This is a genomic window from Methylobacterium sp. WL7, assembly GCF_008040085.1.
GTDB lineage: Bacteria > Pseudomonadota > Alphaproteobacteria > Rhizobiales > Beijerinckiaceae > Methylobacterium > Methylobacterium mesophilicum.
On record NZ_VRVG01000134.1, the window covers coordinates 1 to 15,023 of the forward strand.

The window sequence follows — 15,023 nt, forward strand, 5'->3', positions numbered from 1 at the left end:
CTCCCCCCCTGCTGCGCAGGGTACCCTCCCCCGCAGAGGGGGGAGGGAGGGCGCGCGTTCGTGCCTGTTTGGCTTTTGCGCTGCTTGTTACGCTCGCCGCCCCGGCCCACGCCGTCCAGCCCGACGAGGTGCTGAAGGATCCGGCGCTGGAGCATCGCGCCCGGGAGATTTCCTCGGAATTGCGCTGCCTCGTCTGCCAGAACCAGTCGATCGACGATTCCGACGCGCCGCTGGCCAAGGACCTGCGCGTGATCGTGCGCGAGCGCCTGCAGAAGGGCGACAGCGACCCGGCGGTGCTGCGCTACGTCGTGGACCGCTACGGCGAGTTCGTGCTGCTGCGTCCGGTCTTCGCCCTGCACACCCTGCTGCTGTGGCTGACCCCGATCCTGGCGGTCCTGCTCGGCGCCTTCGGGATCTGGCGCCTCGCGCGCCGGCGGCCGGCCGCGCCGGTCCGGACCCTGTCCCCGGCCGAGCAGGCGGAGGTCGCCGCGCTGCTCCGTCGGGAGTAGTCTTCGGCGCGTTGCGATTCGCCAGTCCGATCCGGCACGAGTCTTGGATCCGGCGGCGCAGATCGCATGATCGGCGACGCGCCCGGGGTGAAGACGATGACCGCCGCCACGCTCACCATCTCCAGCCGCAACTACTCCTCCTGGTCCCTGCGGGGCTGGCTGATCTGCCGGATGGCGGGTCTCGCCTTCGACACCGAAGTCCTGTCGGGCACGGACGCCACCAGCCGGGCGGAGCTGCTGCACCTGTCCCCATCCTTCCTGGTGCCGCGCCTGCGGCATGGCGACGTGGTGGTCTGGGACATCCTGGCGATCGCCGAATACCTCAGCGAGACCTTTCCCGACGCCGGCCTGCTGCCGCGCGAGGTGGCCGAGCGCGCCCATTGCCGCTCCATCTCCGGGGAGATGCATTCGGGCTTCGTCAACCTGCGCTCGGCGCTGCCGATGAACCTGCGGGCGTTCCATCCGGGCTTTCGCGTGTTCAACGGCGCCAAGGCCGATATCGAGCGCATCGTCACGATCTTCGACGATTGCCTCGACCGCTACGACGGACCGTTCCTGTTCGGTGACCGCCCCGGCCTCGCCGACGCGCTCTACGCCCCGGTCTGCACGCGCTTCCGCACCTACGACGTCGCGCTGCCGCCCCGGGCCGCAGCCTACCGGGACGCGATCCTGCACTGGCCGCTGATGATCGAATGGGCCGAGGCCGCCGCCGACGAGCCGGACGAGATCGAAGAGCTCGACATGGAGTTCTGATGCTCCGGACCACACGGCAGATGAAATTTCTTGCAGGGCACAAGACGATGTTGCGCCGCACGCAAGTTTTTTAGACGGCTTCCAGGCGGCGGAAACCGATGCGTTGAGAAAGGCTTACTGCAGGGGTCGCCTGGCGGGCCACCGCGGGTGACAGTCTGACAGGGATCCTTTGTCAGGCGACCGGACTGCACGATTGATGGTGTTCGGCATTTCTGTTCCACTTCGCATTAGAAAAGGAACAGACTGGGCTGGAAACCATGACGCGTCACGAGCCCTGGAGCGCGGAACGCGCCACCGGGATCATTGCTGAGCATACCCATCTCGAAGGCGCGACGCTGCCGATCCTGCACGCGCTGCAGGCGACCTTCGGCTACGTCGACGGCGGCGCCGTGCCGCTCATCGCCGACGCGCTGAACCTGTCGCGCGCCGAGGTGCATGGCTGCATCACGTTCTACCACGACTTCCGCGCCCATCCGGCCGGCCGCCATGAGGTGAAGCTGTGCCGGGCCGAGGCATGCCAGGCCATGGGCTCGGACAAGATCCACCGCGAGATCCTCGGCCGCCTCGGCTGCGACTGGCACGAGACCACCGCCGACGGCAGCGCCACGGTCGAGCCGGTCTACTGCCTCGGCCTCTGCGCCAACGGCCCCGCGGCCCTGATCGACGGCGAGCCGGTGGCCCACCTGACCGCCGACGGCCTCGACGAGGCGCTGGCCGAAACCAAGCGGGAGACCCGCCAGTGAGCGTCACCCTTTACGTCCCCCGGGACGCCGTGGCTTTGGGCCTCGGCGCCAACAAGGTCGCCCGGGCCCTGTTCGCGGGCGCGGAGCGCCGCGGCCTCGACGTGACCATCGTGCGCACCGGCTCGCGCGGCCTGTTCTGGCTGGAGCCGATGGTGGAAGTCGCCACGCCCGAGGGCCGGGTCGCCTACGGTCCCGTCAAGGTCTCGGATGTCGATGCCCTGCTGGATGCCGGGCTCGCCACCGGCGGCGCGCATGCCCTGCGCCTCGGCGACCCCGAAAAGATCCCGTTCCTCGCCCGTCAGCAGCGCCTGACCTTCCACCGCTGCGGCGTTGTCGATCCGGTCTCGGTGGCCGATTACCGGGCCCATGGCGGCTATCGCGGGCTCGAGGCGGCGCTGAAGCTCGACGCCGAGGGCATCGTCGCGGCGGTGCGCGATTCCGGCCTGCGCGGCCGCGGCGGCGCCGGCTTCCCGGCCGGCATCAAGTGGAACACCGTGATGCTCGCCAAGGGCGAGCAGAAATACGTCGTCTGCAACGCCGACGAGGGCGATTCCGGCACCTTCGCCGACCGGATGATGATGGAGGGCGACCCCTTCAACCTCATCGAGGGCATGACCATCGCGGCGATCGCGACCGGCGCGACCCGGGGCTACATCTACCTGCGCTCCGAATACCCGCAGGCCTTCGCCACCCTGAAGGAGGCGATCGCCAACGGCATCGAGGCCGGCGTGCTCGGCGCCGATATCCTGGGTTCGGGCAAGGCCTTCCACCTGGAGGTCCGGCTCGGGGCGGGCGCCTATATCTGCGGCGAGGAGACGTCGCTGCTGGAGAGCCTGGAGGGCAAGCGCGGCATCGTGCGGGCCAAGCCGCCGATCCCGGCGCTCAAGGGCTTCCTCGGCAAGCCGACGCTCGTCAACAACGTCATGACCTTTACGGCCGTGCCGTGGATCCTCGAGAACGGCGCCGGAGCCTACGCCGATTACGGCATGGGCCGCTCGCTCGGCACGCTGCCGATCCAGCTTGCCGGCAACATCAAGCACGGCGGCCTGATCGAACTCGCCTTCGGGGTGACCCTGCGCGAGGTGATCGAGGATTACGGCGGCGGCACCCGCTCGGGGAGGCCGGTCCGGGCCGTGCAGGTCGGCGGGCCGCTCGGGGCCTACTTCCCCGACCATTTGCTCGACACGCCCCTCGACTACGAGGCGATGGCGGCCAAGAAGGGCCTCGTCGGCCACGGCGGCATCGTGGTGTTCGACGACACCGTCGACATGGCGAGCCAAGCCCGCTTCGCCTTCGAGTTCTGCGCCACCGAATCCTGCGGCAAGTGCACCCCCTGCCGGATCGGCGCGACCCGGGGCGTCGAGACCATGGACAAGGTCATCGCCGGCATCCGGCCGGAGACGAACCTGAAGCTGATCGAGGACCTCTGCGAGGTCATGACCGATGGGTCGCTCTGCGCCATGGGCGGGCTCACGCCGATGCCCGTGATGAGCGCGATCACCCACTTCCCTGAAGATTTCAGGCGCGCCGGCGATCTGCCGGTCGCGGCCGAGTGAAGGAGACGTCGATGGGCCTGATCAAGGAGATCGACTACGGCACGCCAATCCGCGTGGCGGAGCAGACCGTCACCCTGACGATCGACGGCATGGACGTGACCGTGCCGGCCGGCACTTCGGTGATGGCGGCGGCGATGCATGCCGGCACGCAGATCCCGAAGCTGTGCGCCACCGACAGCCTGGAGCCGTTCGGCTCCTGCCGGCTCTGCCTCGTGGAGATCGAGGGACGGCGCGGGACGCCGGCCTCCTGCACCACCCCGGCCGAGAACGGCATGGTCGTGCGCACGCAGACCGACAAGCTCCACAAGCTCCGCAAGGGCGTGATGGAGCTCTACATCTCCGATCACCCGCTGACCTGCCTGACCTGCGCGGCCAACGGCGATTGCGAATTGCAGGACATGGCCGGCGTCGTCGGCCTGCGCGACGTCCGCTACGGTTACGAGGGCGACAACCATGTCGTGCCGAGCGCCGAGAAGTACCTGCCCAAGGACGAGTCGAACCCGTACTTCACCTACGATCCGTCGAAGTGCATCGTCTGCAACCGTTGCGTCCGCGCCTGCGAGGAGGTGCAGGGCACCTTCGCGCTGACCATCGCGGGCCGCGGCTTCGACAGCCGCGTGGCGGCGGGCCCGACCAACTTCATGGAGTCGGAGTGCGTCTCCTGCGGCGCCTGCGTGCAGGCCTGCCCCACGGCCACGCTGCAGGAGAAGTCGATCCACGAGTTCGGCCAGCCCGAGCACGCGGAGGTGACGACCTGCGCGTATTGCGGCGTCGGCTGCTCCTTCAAGGCCGAGATGCAGGGCACCCGCGTCGTCCGCATGGTGCCGTACAAGGCCGGCAAGGCCAACGAGGGCCATAGCTGCGTCAAGGGCCGCTTCGCCTACGGCTACGCCACCCACAAGGACCGCATCACCAAGCCGATGATCCGCGCCAAGATCACGGATCCGTGGCGCGAAGTGTCCTGGGAGGAGGCGATCGGCCACGCCGCCTCCGAGTTCAAGCGGATCCAGGCGACCTACGGCAAGGATTCGGTCGGCGGCATCACCTCGTCGCGCTGCACCAACGAGGAGGCCTACCTCGTCCAGAAGCTCGTGCGCGCCGCCTTCGGCAACAACAACGTCGACACCTGCGCCCGCGTCTGCCACTCGCCCACCGGCTACGGGCTGATGTCGACGCTCGGCACCTCGGCCGGCACCCAGGACTTCAAGTCGGTCGAGCAGTCCGACGTGATCCTGGTGATCGGCGCCAACCCGACCGACGGGCACCCGGTCTTCGGCTCGCGCATGAAGAAGCGCCTGCGCGAGGGCGCCAAGCTGATCGTCGCCGATCCGCGCAAGATCGACTTGGTGAAGTCGCCCCACATCAAGGCCGATCACCACCTGCCCCTGAAGCCCGGCTCCAACGTCGCCTTCATCAATTCGCTGGCGCACGTCATCGTCACCGAGGGGCTGATCGACGAAGCGTATGTCCGCGAGCGCTGCGACCTCGCCGAGTTCGAGTCCTGGGCCCGGTTCATCGCCGAGGAGCGGCATTCGCCCGAGAACCAGCAATCGTTCACCGGCCTCGACCCGGCGGAGGTTCGGGCTGCCGCCCGGCTCTACGCCACGGGCGGCGCGGCCGGCATCTACTACGGCCTCGGTGTCACCGAGCACAGCCAGGGCTCGACCATGGTGATGGGCATGGCCAACATCGCCATGGCCACCGGCAACATCGGCAAGCTCGGGGCCGGCGTGAACCCGCTGCGCGGCCAGAACAACGTCCAGGGCTCCTGCGACATGGGCTCGTTCCCGCACGAGTTCACCGGCTACCGCCACGTCTCGGACGACGCCACCCGTGAGAGCTTCGAGGCCCTCTGGGGCGCCAAGCTCGACGGCGCGCCGGGCCTGCGCATCACCAACATGCTGGACGAGGCCGTCGATGGCAGCTTCAAGGGCCTCTACATCCAGGGCGAGGACATCGCGCAGTCGGATCCCGACACGCACCACGTCACGTCCGGCCTCAAGGCGATGGAATGCATCGTCATCCAGGACCTGTTCCTGAACGAGACCGCGAAATACGCCCACGTCTTCCTGCCAGGCGCCTCGTTCCTCGAGAAGGACGGCACCTTCACCAACGCCGAGCGTCGCATCTCCCGCGTCCGCAAGGTGATGCCCCCGATGGGCGGCTACGGTGACTGGGAGGGCACGGTGCTGCTCTCCAATGCTCTGGGCTACAAGATGGAGTACAGCCACCCGTCCCAGATCATGGACGAGATCGCCGGCCTGACTCCGAGCTTCACCGGCGTGTCCTACGCCAAGCTCGACGAGCTGGGCTCGGTGCAGTGGCCCTGCAACGAGAAGGCGCCGCTCGGCACGCCGATGATGCACGTGGACCGCTTCGTCCGCGGCAAGGGCCGGTTCATGATCACCGAGTTCGTGGCCACCGAGGAGCGCACGGGGGCGAAGTTCCCGCTGATCCTGACCACGGGCCGGATCCTGTCCCAGTACAATGTCGGCGCGCAGACCCGGCGCACCGAGAACTCGCGCTGGCACGAGGAGGACGTGCTGGAGATCCACCCGTTCGACGCGGAACTGCGCGGCATCGTCGACGGCGACCTGGTCTCCCTGGAGAGCCGGTCCGGCGACATCGCCCTGAAGGCCAAGGTCTCGGAGCGGATGCAGCCCGGCGTGGTCTACACCACGTTCCACCACGCCAAGACCGGCGCCAACGTGATCACCACCGACTACTCGGATTGGGCGACCAACTGTCCCGAGTACAAGGTCACGGCGGTGCAGATCCGGCGGACAAACCGGCCGTCCGACTGGCAGGCGAAGTTCTACGAGGAGGATTTCTCGCTGACGCGCATCGCCCAGCGCCTCGACGCGGCGGAGTGAATCGATGAGCGCACAGACCCAGGAGGACAAGCTCCTCCGGATGGCGAACCAGATCGCCACGTTCTTCCGGTCCTACCCGGAGGACGAGGCGGTGGCCGGGGTGCACAAGCACATCACGGCGTTCTGGACGCCCAAGATGGTCTCGAAGCTCGAGGCCGCCCTGCCGGAGATGGGCGACCGGGCCGACAGCCTGGTGCAGCAGGCCCTGCGCGGGGCCGAGCCCCAGGCCGAGAGCCCGGTGCGCCCGGCGACCCGCGACCCGCAGAAGCTCGGCGAGGGCGCCAGCGACGCCGGCTGAACCGCCATCGTGGCGTTCGATCGGCCCATCCGGGCACCGGTCGAACGCGGTCGCCCTGAGCGGGGCGGCGACTCCCCCGAAGAGTGCCTGAGGGCTTACACCCTGCGCGCCGGCCCTTTGAATGAATGCAGGGCACGCCGATTTGGGTATCTCCGTATACGTCGCCCTCGAGTTGTATGCGGAACCGGTACCGATGACAGGTCGGACGCCGTTCGCGCGCTGGCACCGGCCAAGTTGAACGACTAAGCTTCCTCAGCAACACGACTCACGCAACGAAGTCGTGTCCGGAGGAATCTCGATGCGTTCAGACCTGGCGGGCGCGGTCGCGCCCGGGAGCGATCACGGCTGGCTGTCCCGTGAGCGCATCGTCGCCAAACCGGGCTTCAACCGCTGGCTGGTTCCGCCCGCGGCCCTGGCGATCCATCTCTGCATCGGCATGGCCTACGGGCTTTCGGTGTTCTGGCTGCCGCTGAGCCGGGCCCTCTCGGTCGGCCAGCCTGCCCCCGCCGCCTGCCCCGACATGGGCGTGATGACGGCGCTGTTCACCACCACCTGCGACTGGCGCGTCAGCGACCTGGTCACGGTCTTCTCCATCGGGATCGTGGTGCTCGGCCTGTCGGCCGCCCTGTTCGGTGGCTGGCTGGAGCGAGCGGGTCCGCGCAAGGCCGGCATCGTGGCCGCCCTGTGCTGGGGCGGCGGCTTCCTGATCGGCGCGCTGGGCGTCTACCTCCACCAGCTCTGGCTGGTCTGGCTCGGCATGGGCCTGATCGGCGGCATCGGGCTGGGCCTCGGCTACATCTCCCCGGTCTCGACCCTGATCAAGTGGTTCCCCGACCGGCGCGGCATGGCCACCGGCATGGCGATCATGGGCTTCGGCGGCGGCGCGATGATCGGTTCCCCCCTGGCCGACGGCCTGATCAAGACCTTCCGCAGCGCCGATTCCGTCGGCGTCTGGCAGACGCTCGCCGTGATGGGCGTCGGCTACATCGTGTTCATGCTGGGCGGCGCCTTCGGCTACCGGGTCCCGCCCGCCAATTGGCGTCCGACCGGCTGGACGCCGCCCGCATCCAGGAACGCCATGATCGCCTCGGGTCACGTCCACCTGCGGGACGCGCACAAGACCTTCCAGTTCTGGATGATCTGGCTGGTGCTCTGCCTCAACGTCTCGGCCGGGATCGGCGTGCTGGCGCTCGCTTCGCCGATGCTCCAGGAGATCTTCGGCGGCTCCCTGATCGGGCTGCCCGGCACCGGCTTCGCTGCGCTCGACGCCGGCCAGAAAACCCAGATCGCCGCGATCGCGGCCGGCTTCGTCGGCTTGCTGTCGCTGTTCAACATCCTGGGCCGGTTCTTCTGGGCCTCGATGTCGGACCGGATCGGCCGCAAGCTCACCTACGCGATCTTCTTCGCCCTGGGCGGCGCGCTCTACGCAGCCGCCCCCTGGGCCGCCGGGATCGGCTCGCAAGCTCTGTTCGTCGCGTTCTTCTGCGTGATCCTGTCCATGTATGGCGGCGGCTTCGCGACGATCCCGGCCTACCTCGCCGACGTGTTCGGCACGCAGTTCGTCGGCGCGATCCACGGCCGCCTGCTGACCGCGTGGTCGACCGCCGGCATCGTCGGGCCGTTCGTGGTCACCAAGATCCGGGAAGCGCAGGCCGCAGCCGGCGTTCAGGGCGCGGACCTCTACGGGCGGACCATGTACGTGCTGGCCGCGTTCCTGGCCGCCGGGTTCGTCTGCAACCTGTTGATCCGGCCGCTCGCCGGGCGGTGGTTCATGTCCGATTCCGAGCGCGCCGCCCTCGACGTCCGCGGCGCCGCCCCTGCCGTCCGGTCGTCGGGCTCGTTCGGCATCGACCGGGGCGGGTTCAGCGCCGCGGCTGCACTGGCCTGGGCGGTGGTGGGCATTCCGATCCTCTGGGGGATCGGCATCACCCTGTCGAAGGCGTTCATCCTGTTCCGCTGAGCGTGCGCCCGCCGCCGGTTGTGGCCGGACGGGCGGGCCACTAGGTTTCGGCATCCCAACCTGCGGGGCGCGCACCGCTCGGAATGCCTCCGTGATCGACAAGCTCGACTTCCTGCTCGCGCTCGCCCGCGAGCAGCATTTCGGCCATGCGGCCGAGACCTGCGGGGTGACGCAGCAGACCCTCTCGGCCGGCGTGAAGCAGCTGGAGAACCGCTTCGGCGTGCAGCTCGTGCTGCGCGGCTCGCGCTTCCAGGGCTTCACCCCGGAGGGCGAGCGGGTGCTCGAATGGGCGCGCCGCATCGTGGCCGACGCGCGGGCGATGCACGAGGAGGTCACGGGCCTGCGCCGCGGCTTGACCGGGCACCTGCGCATCGCCGCGATCCCCACGGCCCTGCCGATGATCGTGAGCCTGACCACCCCCTACGGCGAGCGCCACCCGGGCGTGCGGCTCACGGTCGAATCCGCTGCCTCCGCCGACATCTTCTCGCTGATCGAGAACCTGGAGGCCGATGCCGGGCTGACCTACCTCGACAACGAGCCGCTCGGCCGGGTCGTGTCGGTGCCGCTCTACCGGGAGCGCTACCGCCTGGTCACGGCGGACGGCGGCCCGTTCGACGGCCGCGCCAGCGTCACCTGGGCGGAGACCGGCCGCCTGCCGCTCTGCCTGCTGACCCCGAACATGCAGAACCGGCGGATCATCGACCAGCAGATCCGGGACGCAGGCGCCGATCCGGCCGCGACCCTCGAATCGAACTCGATGATCGTGCTGATGACCCACGTGCGCACCCTGCGCTGGGCCTCGATCATGCCGGAGATTCTGGTCGATGCCCTCGGGCCCATGGCGGGGGTGCGGGCGATCCCGATCACCGCCCCGGACCTGGAGCACACGATCGGCCTCGTCGCCCCGCGCCGTGAGCCCTCGACCCCGATGGTGACCGCCCTGGTCGCCATCGCCCGGACCCTGGCGCGGACGCTGGATCCGGAGCTCTCCGGCTTCTCCGGCGCGGCGCCGGATGCGTGAGAGGGGGCGCGTTCAGGCCGGCGCGAACAGGCCCCGCACCAGCCCGCGGACGGCCCGATAGGGAATCAGCGGCAGCTTGAGGACGAGGCGGGCCGTGAGCACCGCCAGGACGGTCAGGATCGTCAGCAGAATTCTGAACACCGTGCGCGCTCCCGTGGCCGGTCCGGCCAGTGCGGAGGGAGACGAATCCCGGCGCCGGGTCAGGCAGCGCCCGGAACGCGGCGAGACTATGGTCCGGCGTCGCCCCGGCGCCGTCCACGGCGCCGGGCAGGATCGTTCGTCACCCCGTCCCGGCACGGCGCGAAAAAAGCCGCCCCGTCTCCGGAGCGGCCTTGCGGTAGCAGCTGGACCGGGATGGGTCCCGCGGGCTTACTTGATCTTGGTTTCCTTGAAGTCGACGTGCTTGCGCGCGACCGGATCGTACTTGCGCATCGTCAGCTTCTCGGTCTGCGTGCGGGAGTTCTTCTTGGTGACGTAGAAATAGCCCGTGTCGGCGGTGGAGACGAGCTTGATCTTGACGGTGACGGCCTTGGCCATGGCGCGGCGCTCCTGCAGGGTGCGGCATTCCGCGTGAGCGAAACGCAAATGGCCGGGAAGGCCCGGCCGAATACGGGCCGGTCAATGCCCGATCGGACCCGGCAGGTCAAGACCGCGCGGCCGATCGCTCCATCGTGGCGAGGCTCAGCGAGAAGGCCAGGAACAGCGCCAGCAGCGCCCACGCGAAGCCGTGCGGCGGCACCAGGTCGAGCCCGCCGCCGATCAGCGGCGGCCCGAGCATCAGGCCGACATTGTACAGCACCACGAAGGCCGCGTTGGCGCCCGCGAGGTCGGAGGCCGGGACCCGGTCGCCCAATGTGGTCAGGCCGACCGTGTAGAGCGTCCCGGCGATGCCGCCCCAGGCGAACAGGACCAGGCCGAGCGCCATCGGCGACCCGGAGGCCAGCGGGATCAGGGCTGAGCCCGTCGCCCCGGCGAGGCCCGCGCCGAGGAGCACCGCGCGCCGGTCGACGCGGTCCGCGAGCCAGCCGAACGGGATCTGGAACAGCACGTTGCCGAGCGCGATCAGGCTGACGAGGCCGGCCGCGCCCTGCGCGTCGTAGCCCAGGCGCAGGCCGTAGAGCGGCAGGATCGCGAAGATCCCGGTCTCCACCGCCCCGTACGCGAGGGCGGCGAGCAGCGCCCCGGGGGCGAACCGGAGATAGGCGAGGATGCTGCGCCCGGAGCCGTGCTCGATGGTCGGCGATAGCCCCCGGGCGAGGACGATCGGAAGGCCGCCGGCCAGCATCAGGGCGGCACCGGTCAGGTAGGGGGGCAAGCCTTCGGTCCCGACCAGCGCCAGGAGCGCCGGGCCCACCGCGAAGCCCGCCGCCAGCACGGTGGCGTAGATGCCCATCACCAGGCCGCGGCGCTCCGGCGGGGCGGCGGCGTTGATCCAGTACTCGGACAGCACGAACAGCGCGCCGAGCGTCGCCGAGAACACGAAGCGCAGCGGAAACCACAGGGCGATGCCCGGCACCATCGGGAAGGCGGCGAGGCTCACCGCCCCCACGACCAGCGCCAGGCAGAGCAGCCGCGCGACGCCGATCCGGGACGCGAGCCGCGGCACGAACGGCACCGTGCAGATGCTGGCGATGCCGGCGACCGCGGTGTTGAGCCCGATCAGCGTGCTCGACGCGCCGCGCCGCTCCAGCTCGATCGACAGGAGCGGGATCGACAGGCTGAGGCCGATCCCGACCACGGTGACGCAGGCGATGGCGGCGGTGATCGCCGCCACGGTGTCCGGCCCGATCCCGCTTGGCGCGACGATCCGGTCCGGTCTTTCCGAAACATTCACAGAGCGACTCGTTCCCGGCGCCCGTAGCGCTCGTAGTGGAAAGGGATCATCCGGTGCGGCGCGAAATCGGCCGCGATCTGCGCCTCCAGATCGTCCAGGATGGCGCGGGTGATGAAGGGCAGGTCGAGCTTGCGCGCCGCGTCGAGGCGGACCCAGGCGAGTTCGGTGAACTCGGCCTCCGGGCTGACCCGGCCGGTCTCCTCGGCCGCGACCATGCGGCGATCGACAGCGAAGAACCGCGTATCGAACCGGCGCACGCGCTTGGGCGGGGTGATCGCCCGGGCCACCAAGTGCAGCGCCTCCAGGTCCGGTAGGATCCCGTGCCGGGCGAAGGCCTCCCAGCCCGTGGGGGCGCTCTCCGGGGGGCCGTGCTCGCTCGTACCGAGCAGCAGGCCGGTCTCCTCGTAGGTCTCCCGGATGGCGGCCAGCGCCAGCGCCCGGCCGAGATGGTGCGGCTGCCGGGAGACCTGACGGGTCAACGCGGCCTCGGCATAGTCGGGCAGGGCGCCGGCCACCGGCATGTGGCGGTCGCCGAGTTCGATCCGGCCCCCGGGGAACACGAACTGCCCGGGCATGAAGGCGAGCCGTGGGTTGCGGCGGCCCATCAGGACCTTCGGGCCGCCCTTTCCGCGCCGGTCCAGCACGATCAGGGTTGCGGCGTCCCGCGGGCGCAGGCGCGCCGGGGACGGCGGCCGCTCAGCGCTGGTCGCGATCTCGGATTCCTGCTGCGGCTCCGGCTGCGGCAAGGCGTGTCTCCTTCAACCCCGAAACGGGGCGGCCCCGCGGTAACGTGGCGAAGCCGTGCATGCCAAGGGCGTATTGCAACCCGACGACGGCACCCTTGACCGGCTGGAGCAACGCGAGAGCGAACAGGAGCGTGAAGACCGGCCAGACGCCCATCTCGACCCACAAGGGGACATCGTAGGCGGTCTCGGTCTCCAGGATCAGGTAGCCGACGATGTGGGCGACGATGAAGATCACCACGTAGGGCGGCAGATCGTCCGCGCGGTGATGGTGCAGTTCCAGCCCGCAGGCGTCGCATTCCGGACGCACCTTCAGGAAGCGCCCGAAGATCCGGCCCTCCCCGCAATGCGGACAGCGGCCGATGAAGCCGCGCGCCATCGCGGGGATCAGGCGGGTGCGCATGGGAATCGCGTCGGTGGCCATGACCAGGGTCTACACCGGGCGGGTCACCGGCGCGAGCCGCGATGGCGCGTACCGGAGTTGCGGATGCCGGGCGGGCGCCCGGAGGGAGCGGCCTTAAACGGGCGGCCGCCGCCGGGCTTCCGGCCGCCGCCATCCTTTCCGCCGGGCCCGGAACGGGTCTTGCCCTCGCTGAGCAGCTCGAACCGGAGCGCACCGGCCACCGGCGCGGCCTCGACCAGGCGGACTTCGACCCTGTCGCCCAATCGGAAGGTCTCGCCGCTGCGTTCGCCCACCAGGGCGTGCCGGGCCTCCTCGTGGCGGAAATAGTCGGCGCCGAGCTGCGAGATCGGCACGAACCCGTCCGCCCCGGTCTCGTCGAGCTTGATGAACAGGCCGGACCGGGTGACGCCCGCGATCTGGCCCGTGAAGGTCGCTCCGATCCGGTCGACCAGATGGTGCGCGATCAGCCGGTCGATGGTCTCCCGCTCCGCCGCCATGGCGCGGCGTTCGGCCGCCGAGATCTGCTCGCCGATCTGCGCGAGTTCGCCCGCCGACACCTCCGCGGGCAGGCCGTCCGCGCCGAGGCGGCAGGCGCTGATCAGCGCCCGGTGGACGATCAGGTCGGCGTAGCGGCGGATCGGCGAGGTGAAATGCGCGTAGCGGCGCAGGTTCAGCCCGAAATGGCCGAGATTCTCGGAGGCGTAGATGGCCTGGGCCTGGGAGCGCAGCACCACCTCGTTGATGAAGGTCGCGTGCTCGCTGCCGGCCACCGACCCGAGGATGCGGTTGAACAGGGCGGGGCGCAGCGCCCCTTCCTTGGGCAGCTTGATCCCGACCGAGGCCAGGACCTCACCGAGCGCCTGCATCTTCTCCTGCGCCGGCTCGTCGTGCACCCGGTAGATCAGCGCCTGCTTGGCCGCCTCCAGGGTCTCAGCGGCGGCGACGTTGGCCTGGATCATGAACTCCTCGATCAGCCGGTGCGCGTCGAGGCGTTCCGGCACGATCACCCGGTCGACCGCGCCCTCGGGCGAGAGCAGCACCTTGCGCTCGGGCAAATCGAGGGCCAGCGGCCCGCGATGGTCCCGGGCTTCGCGCAGGGCCGCGTAGGCCGCCCAGAGCGGGCGCAGCACCGTCTCCAGCAGCGGCGCGGCTGCGGCGTCCGCCTGCCCGTCGATGGCGGCCTGCGCCTGCGCGTAGGCGAGCTTGGCGCGCGAGCGCATCATCACCCGGTGGAACGTGTGGCGGCGCTTCACCCCGTCGGCGGCGACCACCATCCGGACCGCGATGGCCGGACGGTCCTCGCCCTCGCGCAGGGAGCAGAGATCGTTCGAGATCCGCTCCGGCAGCATCGGCACGACGCGGTCGGGGAAGTAGACCGAGTTGCCCCGCTCCAGCGCCTCGCGGTCGAGGCTCGAGCCGGGGCGGACATAGGCCGCGACATCCGCGATCGCGACCGTGACGATGAAGCCGCCCGGATTGGCCGGGTCGGAATCGGGCTCCGCCATCACGGCGTCGTCGTGGTCCTTGGCGTCCGGCGGATCGATGGTCAGCAGCGGGCGATCGCGCCAATCCTCGCGACCCTTGAGCGAGGCAGGGGCCGCAGCGTCGGCCTCGGCCAGGGTCGCGTCCGAAAAGACGTGCGGGATGTTGTGCAGGTGCAGCGCGATCAGGCTGACGGCCTTCTCGGAGCCGAGCGAGCCGAGCCGTTCCCGCACGCGGCCCCGCGGCAGGCCGAAGCGCGTCTCCCGCTCCAGCGAGACGCTGACGAGGTCGCCGTCCCGGGCCTGACCCTCCTCGCCGGGCGGGATCAGGATCTCGCGGCCCTGTGAGCGCTTCTCGACGGGGACGATCCGGCCGCCCTGCGCGCCGGCGCGGTAGACGCCGATGATCTCGGCCTTGTTCTTTCCGATGACCTTGATGACCCGGCCGGTATAGCCGCCCTCGGCGTCGCGCTCGACCCGGACGAGGGCCCGGTCGCCGATCCCGGCGGCCGGGCGGTTGCCCTTGCGCGGGCCGCGGCTCTGCGTGAGCACGATTGCCGGCGGCTTGCCGGTGCCGGTCCACTCCACCGGGACCGCCAGGAAGTCGCCGTGCCGGTCGCGCGAGCGGATGTCGCTCAGCACCACCGGCGGCAGGCGGCCGGCGGTCGCAAGGCCGCCGCGCCCACGATCGAGGCCGCCATCCTCCTCGATCTCCTTGAGGATGCGCTTCAGGTCGATCTTGGCCGCACCCTTGATGCCGAACGCCTTGGCGATCTCCCGCTTGCCGACGGGTTCGGTCGCCTCCGCCACGAAGGCGAGGATCTGCTCGCGGGTGGGGAAGGGCGGGGG

At 70.1% G+C, this 15,023-nt stretch carries 14 protein-coding genes; 8 read left to right on the top strand and 6 right to left on the bottom strand.

From position 1 onward, the window contains the following. Window positions 1-68 precede the first annotated feature (68 nt). The 8 genes from FV233_RS24235 (at window position 69) to FV233_RS24270 (ending at window position 9,713) form a co-directional block, all read left to right on the top strand. Window positions 69-509 (top strand): cytochrome c-type biogenesis protein, encoded by a 441-nt coding sequence (locus FV233_RS24235; protein ID WP_147899026.1) that lies wholly within the window; start codon window positions 69-71, stop codon window positions 507-509. Between the two features lie 96 nt (window positions 510-605). Continuing rightward, a complete protein-coding gene (locus tag FV233_RS24240) occupies window positions 606-1,262 on the top strand; it encodes a glutathione S-transferase family protein (RefSeq protein ID WP_147857422.1) in 657 nt (218 codons plus the stop codon). A gap of 257 nt (window positions 1,263-1,519) precedes the next feature. Beyond that, the gene (locus tag FV233_RS24245; RefSeq protein WP_147857421.1) at window positions 1,520-2,005 is read left to right on the top strand and encodes a formate dehydrogenase subunit gamma; all 486 of its coding nucleotides are present in this window, start codon (window positions 1,520-1,522) and stop codon (window positions 2,003-2,005) included. Continuing rightward, a complete protein-coding gene (locus FV233_RS24250; protein WP_147899027.1) occupies window positions 2,002-3,561 on the top strand; it encodes a formate dehydrogenase beta subunit in 1,560 nt (519 codons plus the stop codon). Before FV233_RS24245 ends, FV233_RS24250 begins: the two co-directional genes overlap by 4 nt. A gap of 11 nt (window positions 3,562-3,572) precedes the next feature. Beyond that, a complete protein-coding gene (gene fdhF / locus FV233_RS24255; protein ID WP_147856518.1) occupies window positions 3,573-6,434 on the top strand; it encodes a formate dehydrogenase subunit alpha in 2,862 nt (953 codons plus the stop codon). Window positions 6,435-6,438: 4 nt separating this feature from the next. Then, the gene (locus FV233_RS24260; RefSeq protein WP_058192067.1) at window positions 6,439-6,732 is read left to right on the top strand and encodes a formate dehydrogenase subunit delta; all 294 of its coding nucleotides are present in this window, start codon (window positions 6,439-6,441) and stop codon (window positions 6,730-6,732) included. 298 nt (window positions 6,733-7,030) lie between these two features. Next, window positions 7,031-8,692 (top strand): OFA family MFS transporter, encoded by a 1,662-nt coding sequence (locus FV233_RS24265; RefSeq protein ID WP_147856607.1) that lies wholly within the window; start codon window positions 7,031-7,033, stop codon window positions 8,690-8,692. 91 nt (window positions 8,693-8,783) lie between these two features. After that, window positions 8,784-9,713 (top strand): LysR family transcriptional regulator, encoded by a 930-nt coding sequence (locus FV233_RS24270; RefSeq protein ID WP_147856608.1) that lies wholly within the window; start codon window positions 8,784-8,786, stop codon window positions 9,711-9,713. Between the two features lie 12 nt (window positions 9,714-9,725). Here the strand turns inward: FV233_RS24270 and FV233_RS31680 are convergent, their stop codons facing one another. The 6 genes from FV233_RS31680 to rnr form a co-directional block, all read right to left on the bottom strand. Beyond that, window positions 9,726-9,854 (bottom strand): hypothetical protein, encoded by a 129-nt coding sequence (locus tag FV233_RS31680; protein WP_281406521.1) that lies wholly within the window; start codon window positions 9,852-9,854, stop codon window positions 9,726-9,728. A 228-nt stretch (window positions 9,855-10,082) separates the two neighbouring features. Beyond that, window positions 10,083-10,250, bottom strand: coding sequence for a 50S ribosomal protein L33 (gene rpmG / locus FV233_RS24275; protein ID WP_020092568.1), 168 nt, complete (start codon window positions 10,248-10,250; stop codon window positions 10,083-10,085). A 106-nt stretch (window positions 10,251-10,356) separates the two neighbouring features. Further along, window positions 10,357-11,487, bottom strand: a complete 1,131-nt coding sequence (locus FV233_RS24280) for an MFS transporter (RefSeq protein ID WP_147899028.1) — start codon at window positions 11,485-11,487, stop codon at window positions 10,357-10,359. Window positions 11,488-11,543: 56 nt separating this feature from the next. Further along, on the bottom strand, window positions 11,544-12,260 hold the full coding sequence (locus tag FV233_RS24285; RefSeq protein WP_238260050.1) for an NUDIX domain-containing protein: 717 nt from the start codon (window positions 12,258-12,260) through the stop codon (window positions 11,544-11,546). Continuing rightward, on the bottom strand, window positions 12,244-12,714 hold the full coding sequence (locus FV233_RS24290; protein ID WP_147856616.1) for a DUF983 domain-containing protein: 471 nt from the start codon (window positions 12,712-12,714) through the stop codon (window positions 12,244-12,246). Before FV233_RS24290 ends, FV233_RS24285 begins: the two co-directional genes overlap by 17 nt. Before the next feature lie 23 nt (window positions 12,715-12,737). Further along, the coding region (gene rnr, locus FV233_RS24295; RefSeq protein ID WP_246690075.1) for a ribonuclease R at window positions 12,738-15,023 on the bottom strand (2,286 nt) is incomplete at its 5' end.

Excerpts from the sequence above, each read along its gene's own strand:
- FV233_RS24240 (WP_147857422.1), top strand. The coding sequence starts at position 606 with ATGACCGCCGCCACGCTCACCATCTCCAGCCGCAACTACTCCTCCTGG.
- FV233_RS24245 (WP_147857421.1), top strand. The coding sequence starts at position 1,520 with ATGACGCGTCACGAGCCCTGGAGCGCGGAACGCGCCACCGGGATCATT.
- fdhF (WP_147856518.1), top strand. The coding sequence starts at position 3,573 with ATGGGCCTGATCAAGGAGATCGACTACGGCACGCCAATCCGCGTGGCG.
- FV233_RS24260 (WP_058192067.1), top strand. The coding sequence starts at position 6,439 with ATGAGCGCACAGACCCAGGAGGACAAGCTCCTCCGGATGGCGAACCAG.
- FV233_RS24265 (WP_147856607.1), top strand. The coding sequence starts at position 7,031 with ATGCGTTCAGACCTGGCGGGCGCGGTCGCGCCCGGGAGCGATCACGGC.
- rpmG (WP_020092568.1), bottom strand. The coding sequence starts at position 10,250 with ATGGCCAAGGCCGTCACCGTCAAGATCAAGCTCGTCTCCACCGCCGAC.
- FV233_RS24290 (WP_147856616.1), bottom strand. The coding sequence starts at position 12,714 with ATGGCCACCGACGCGATTCCCATGCGCACCCGCCTGATCCCCGCGATG.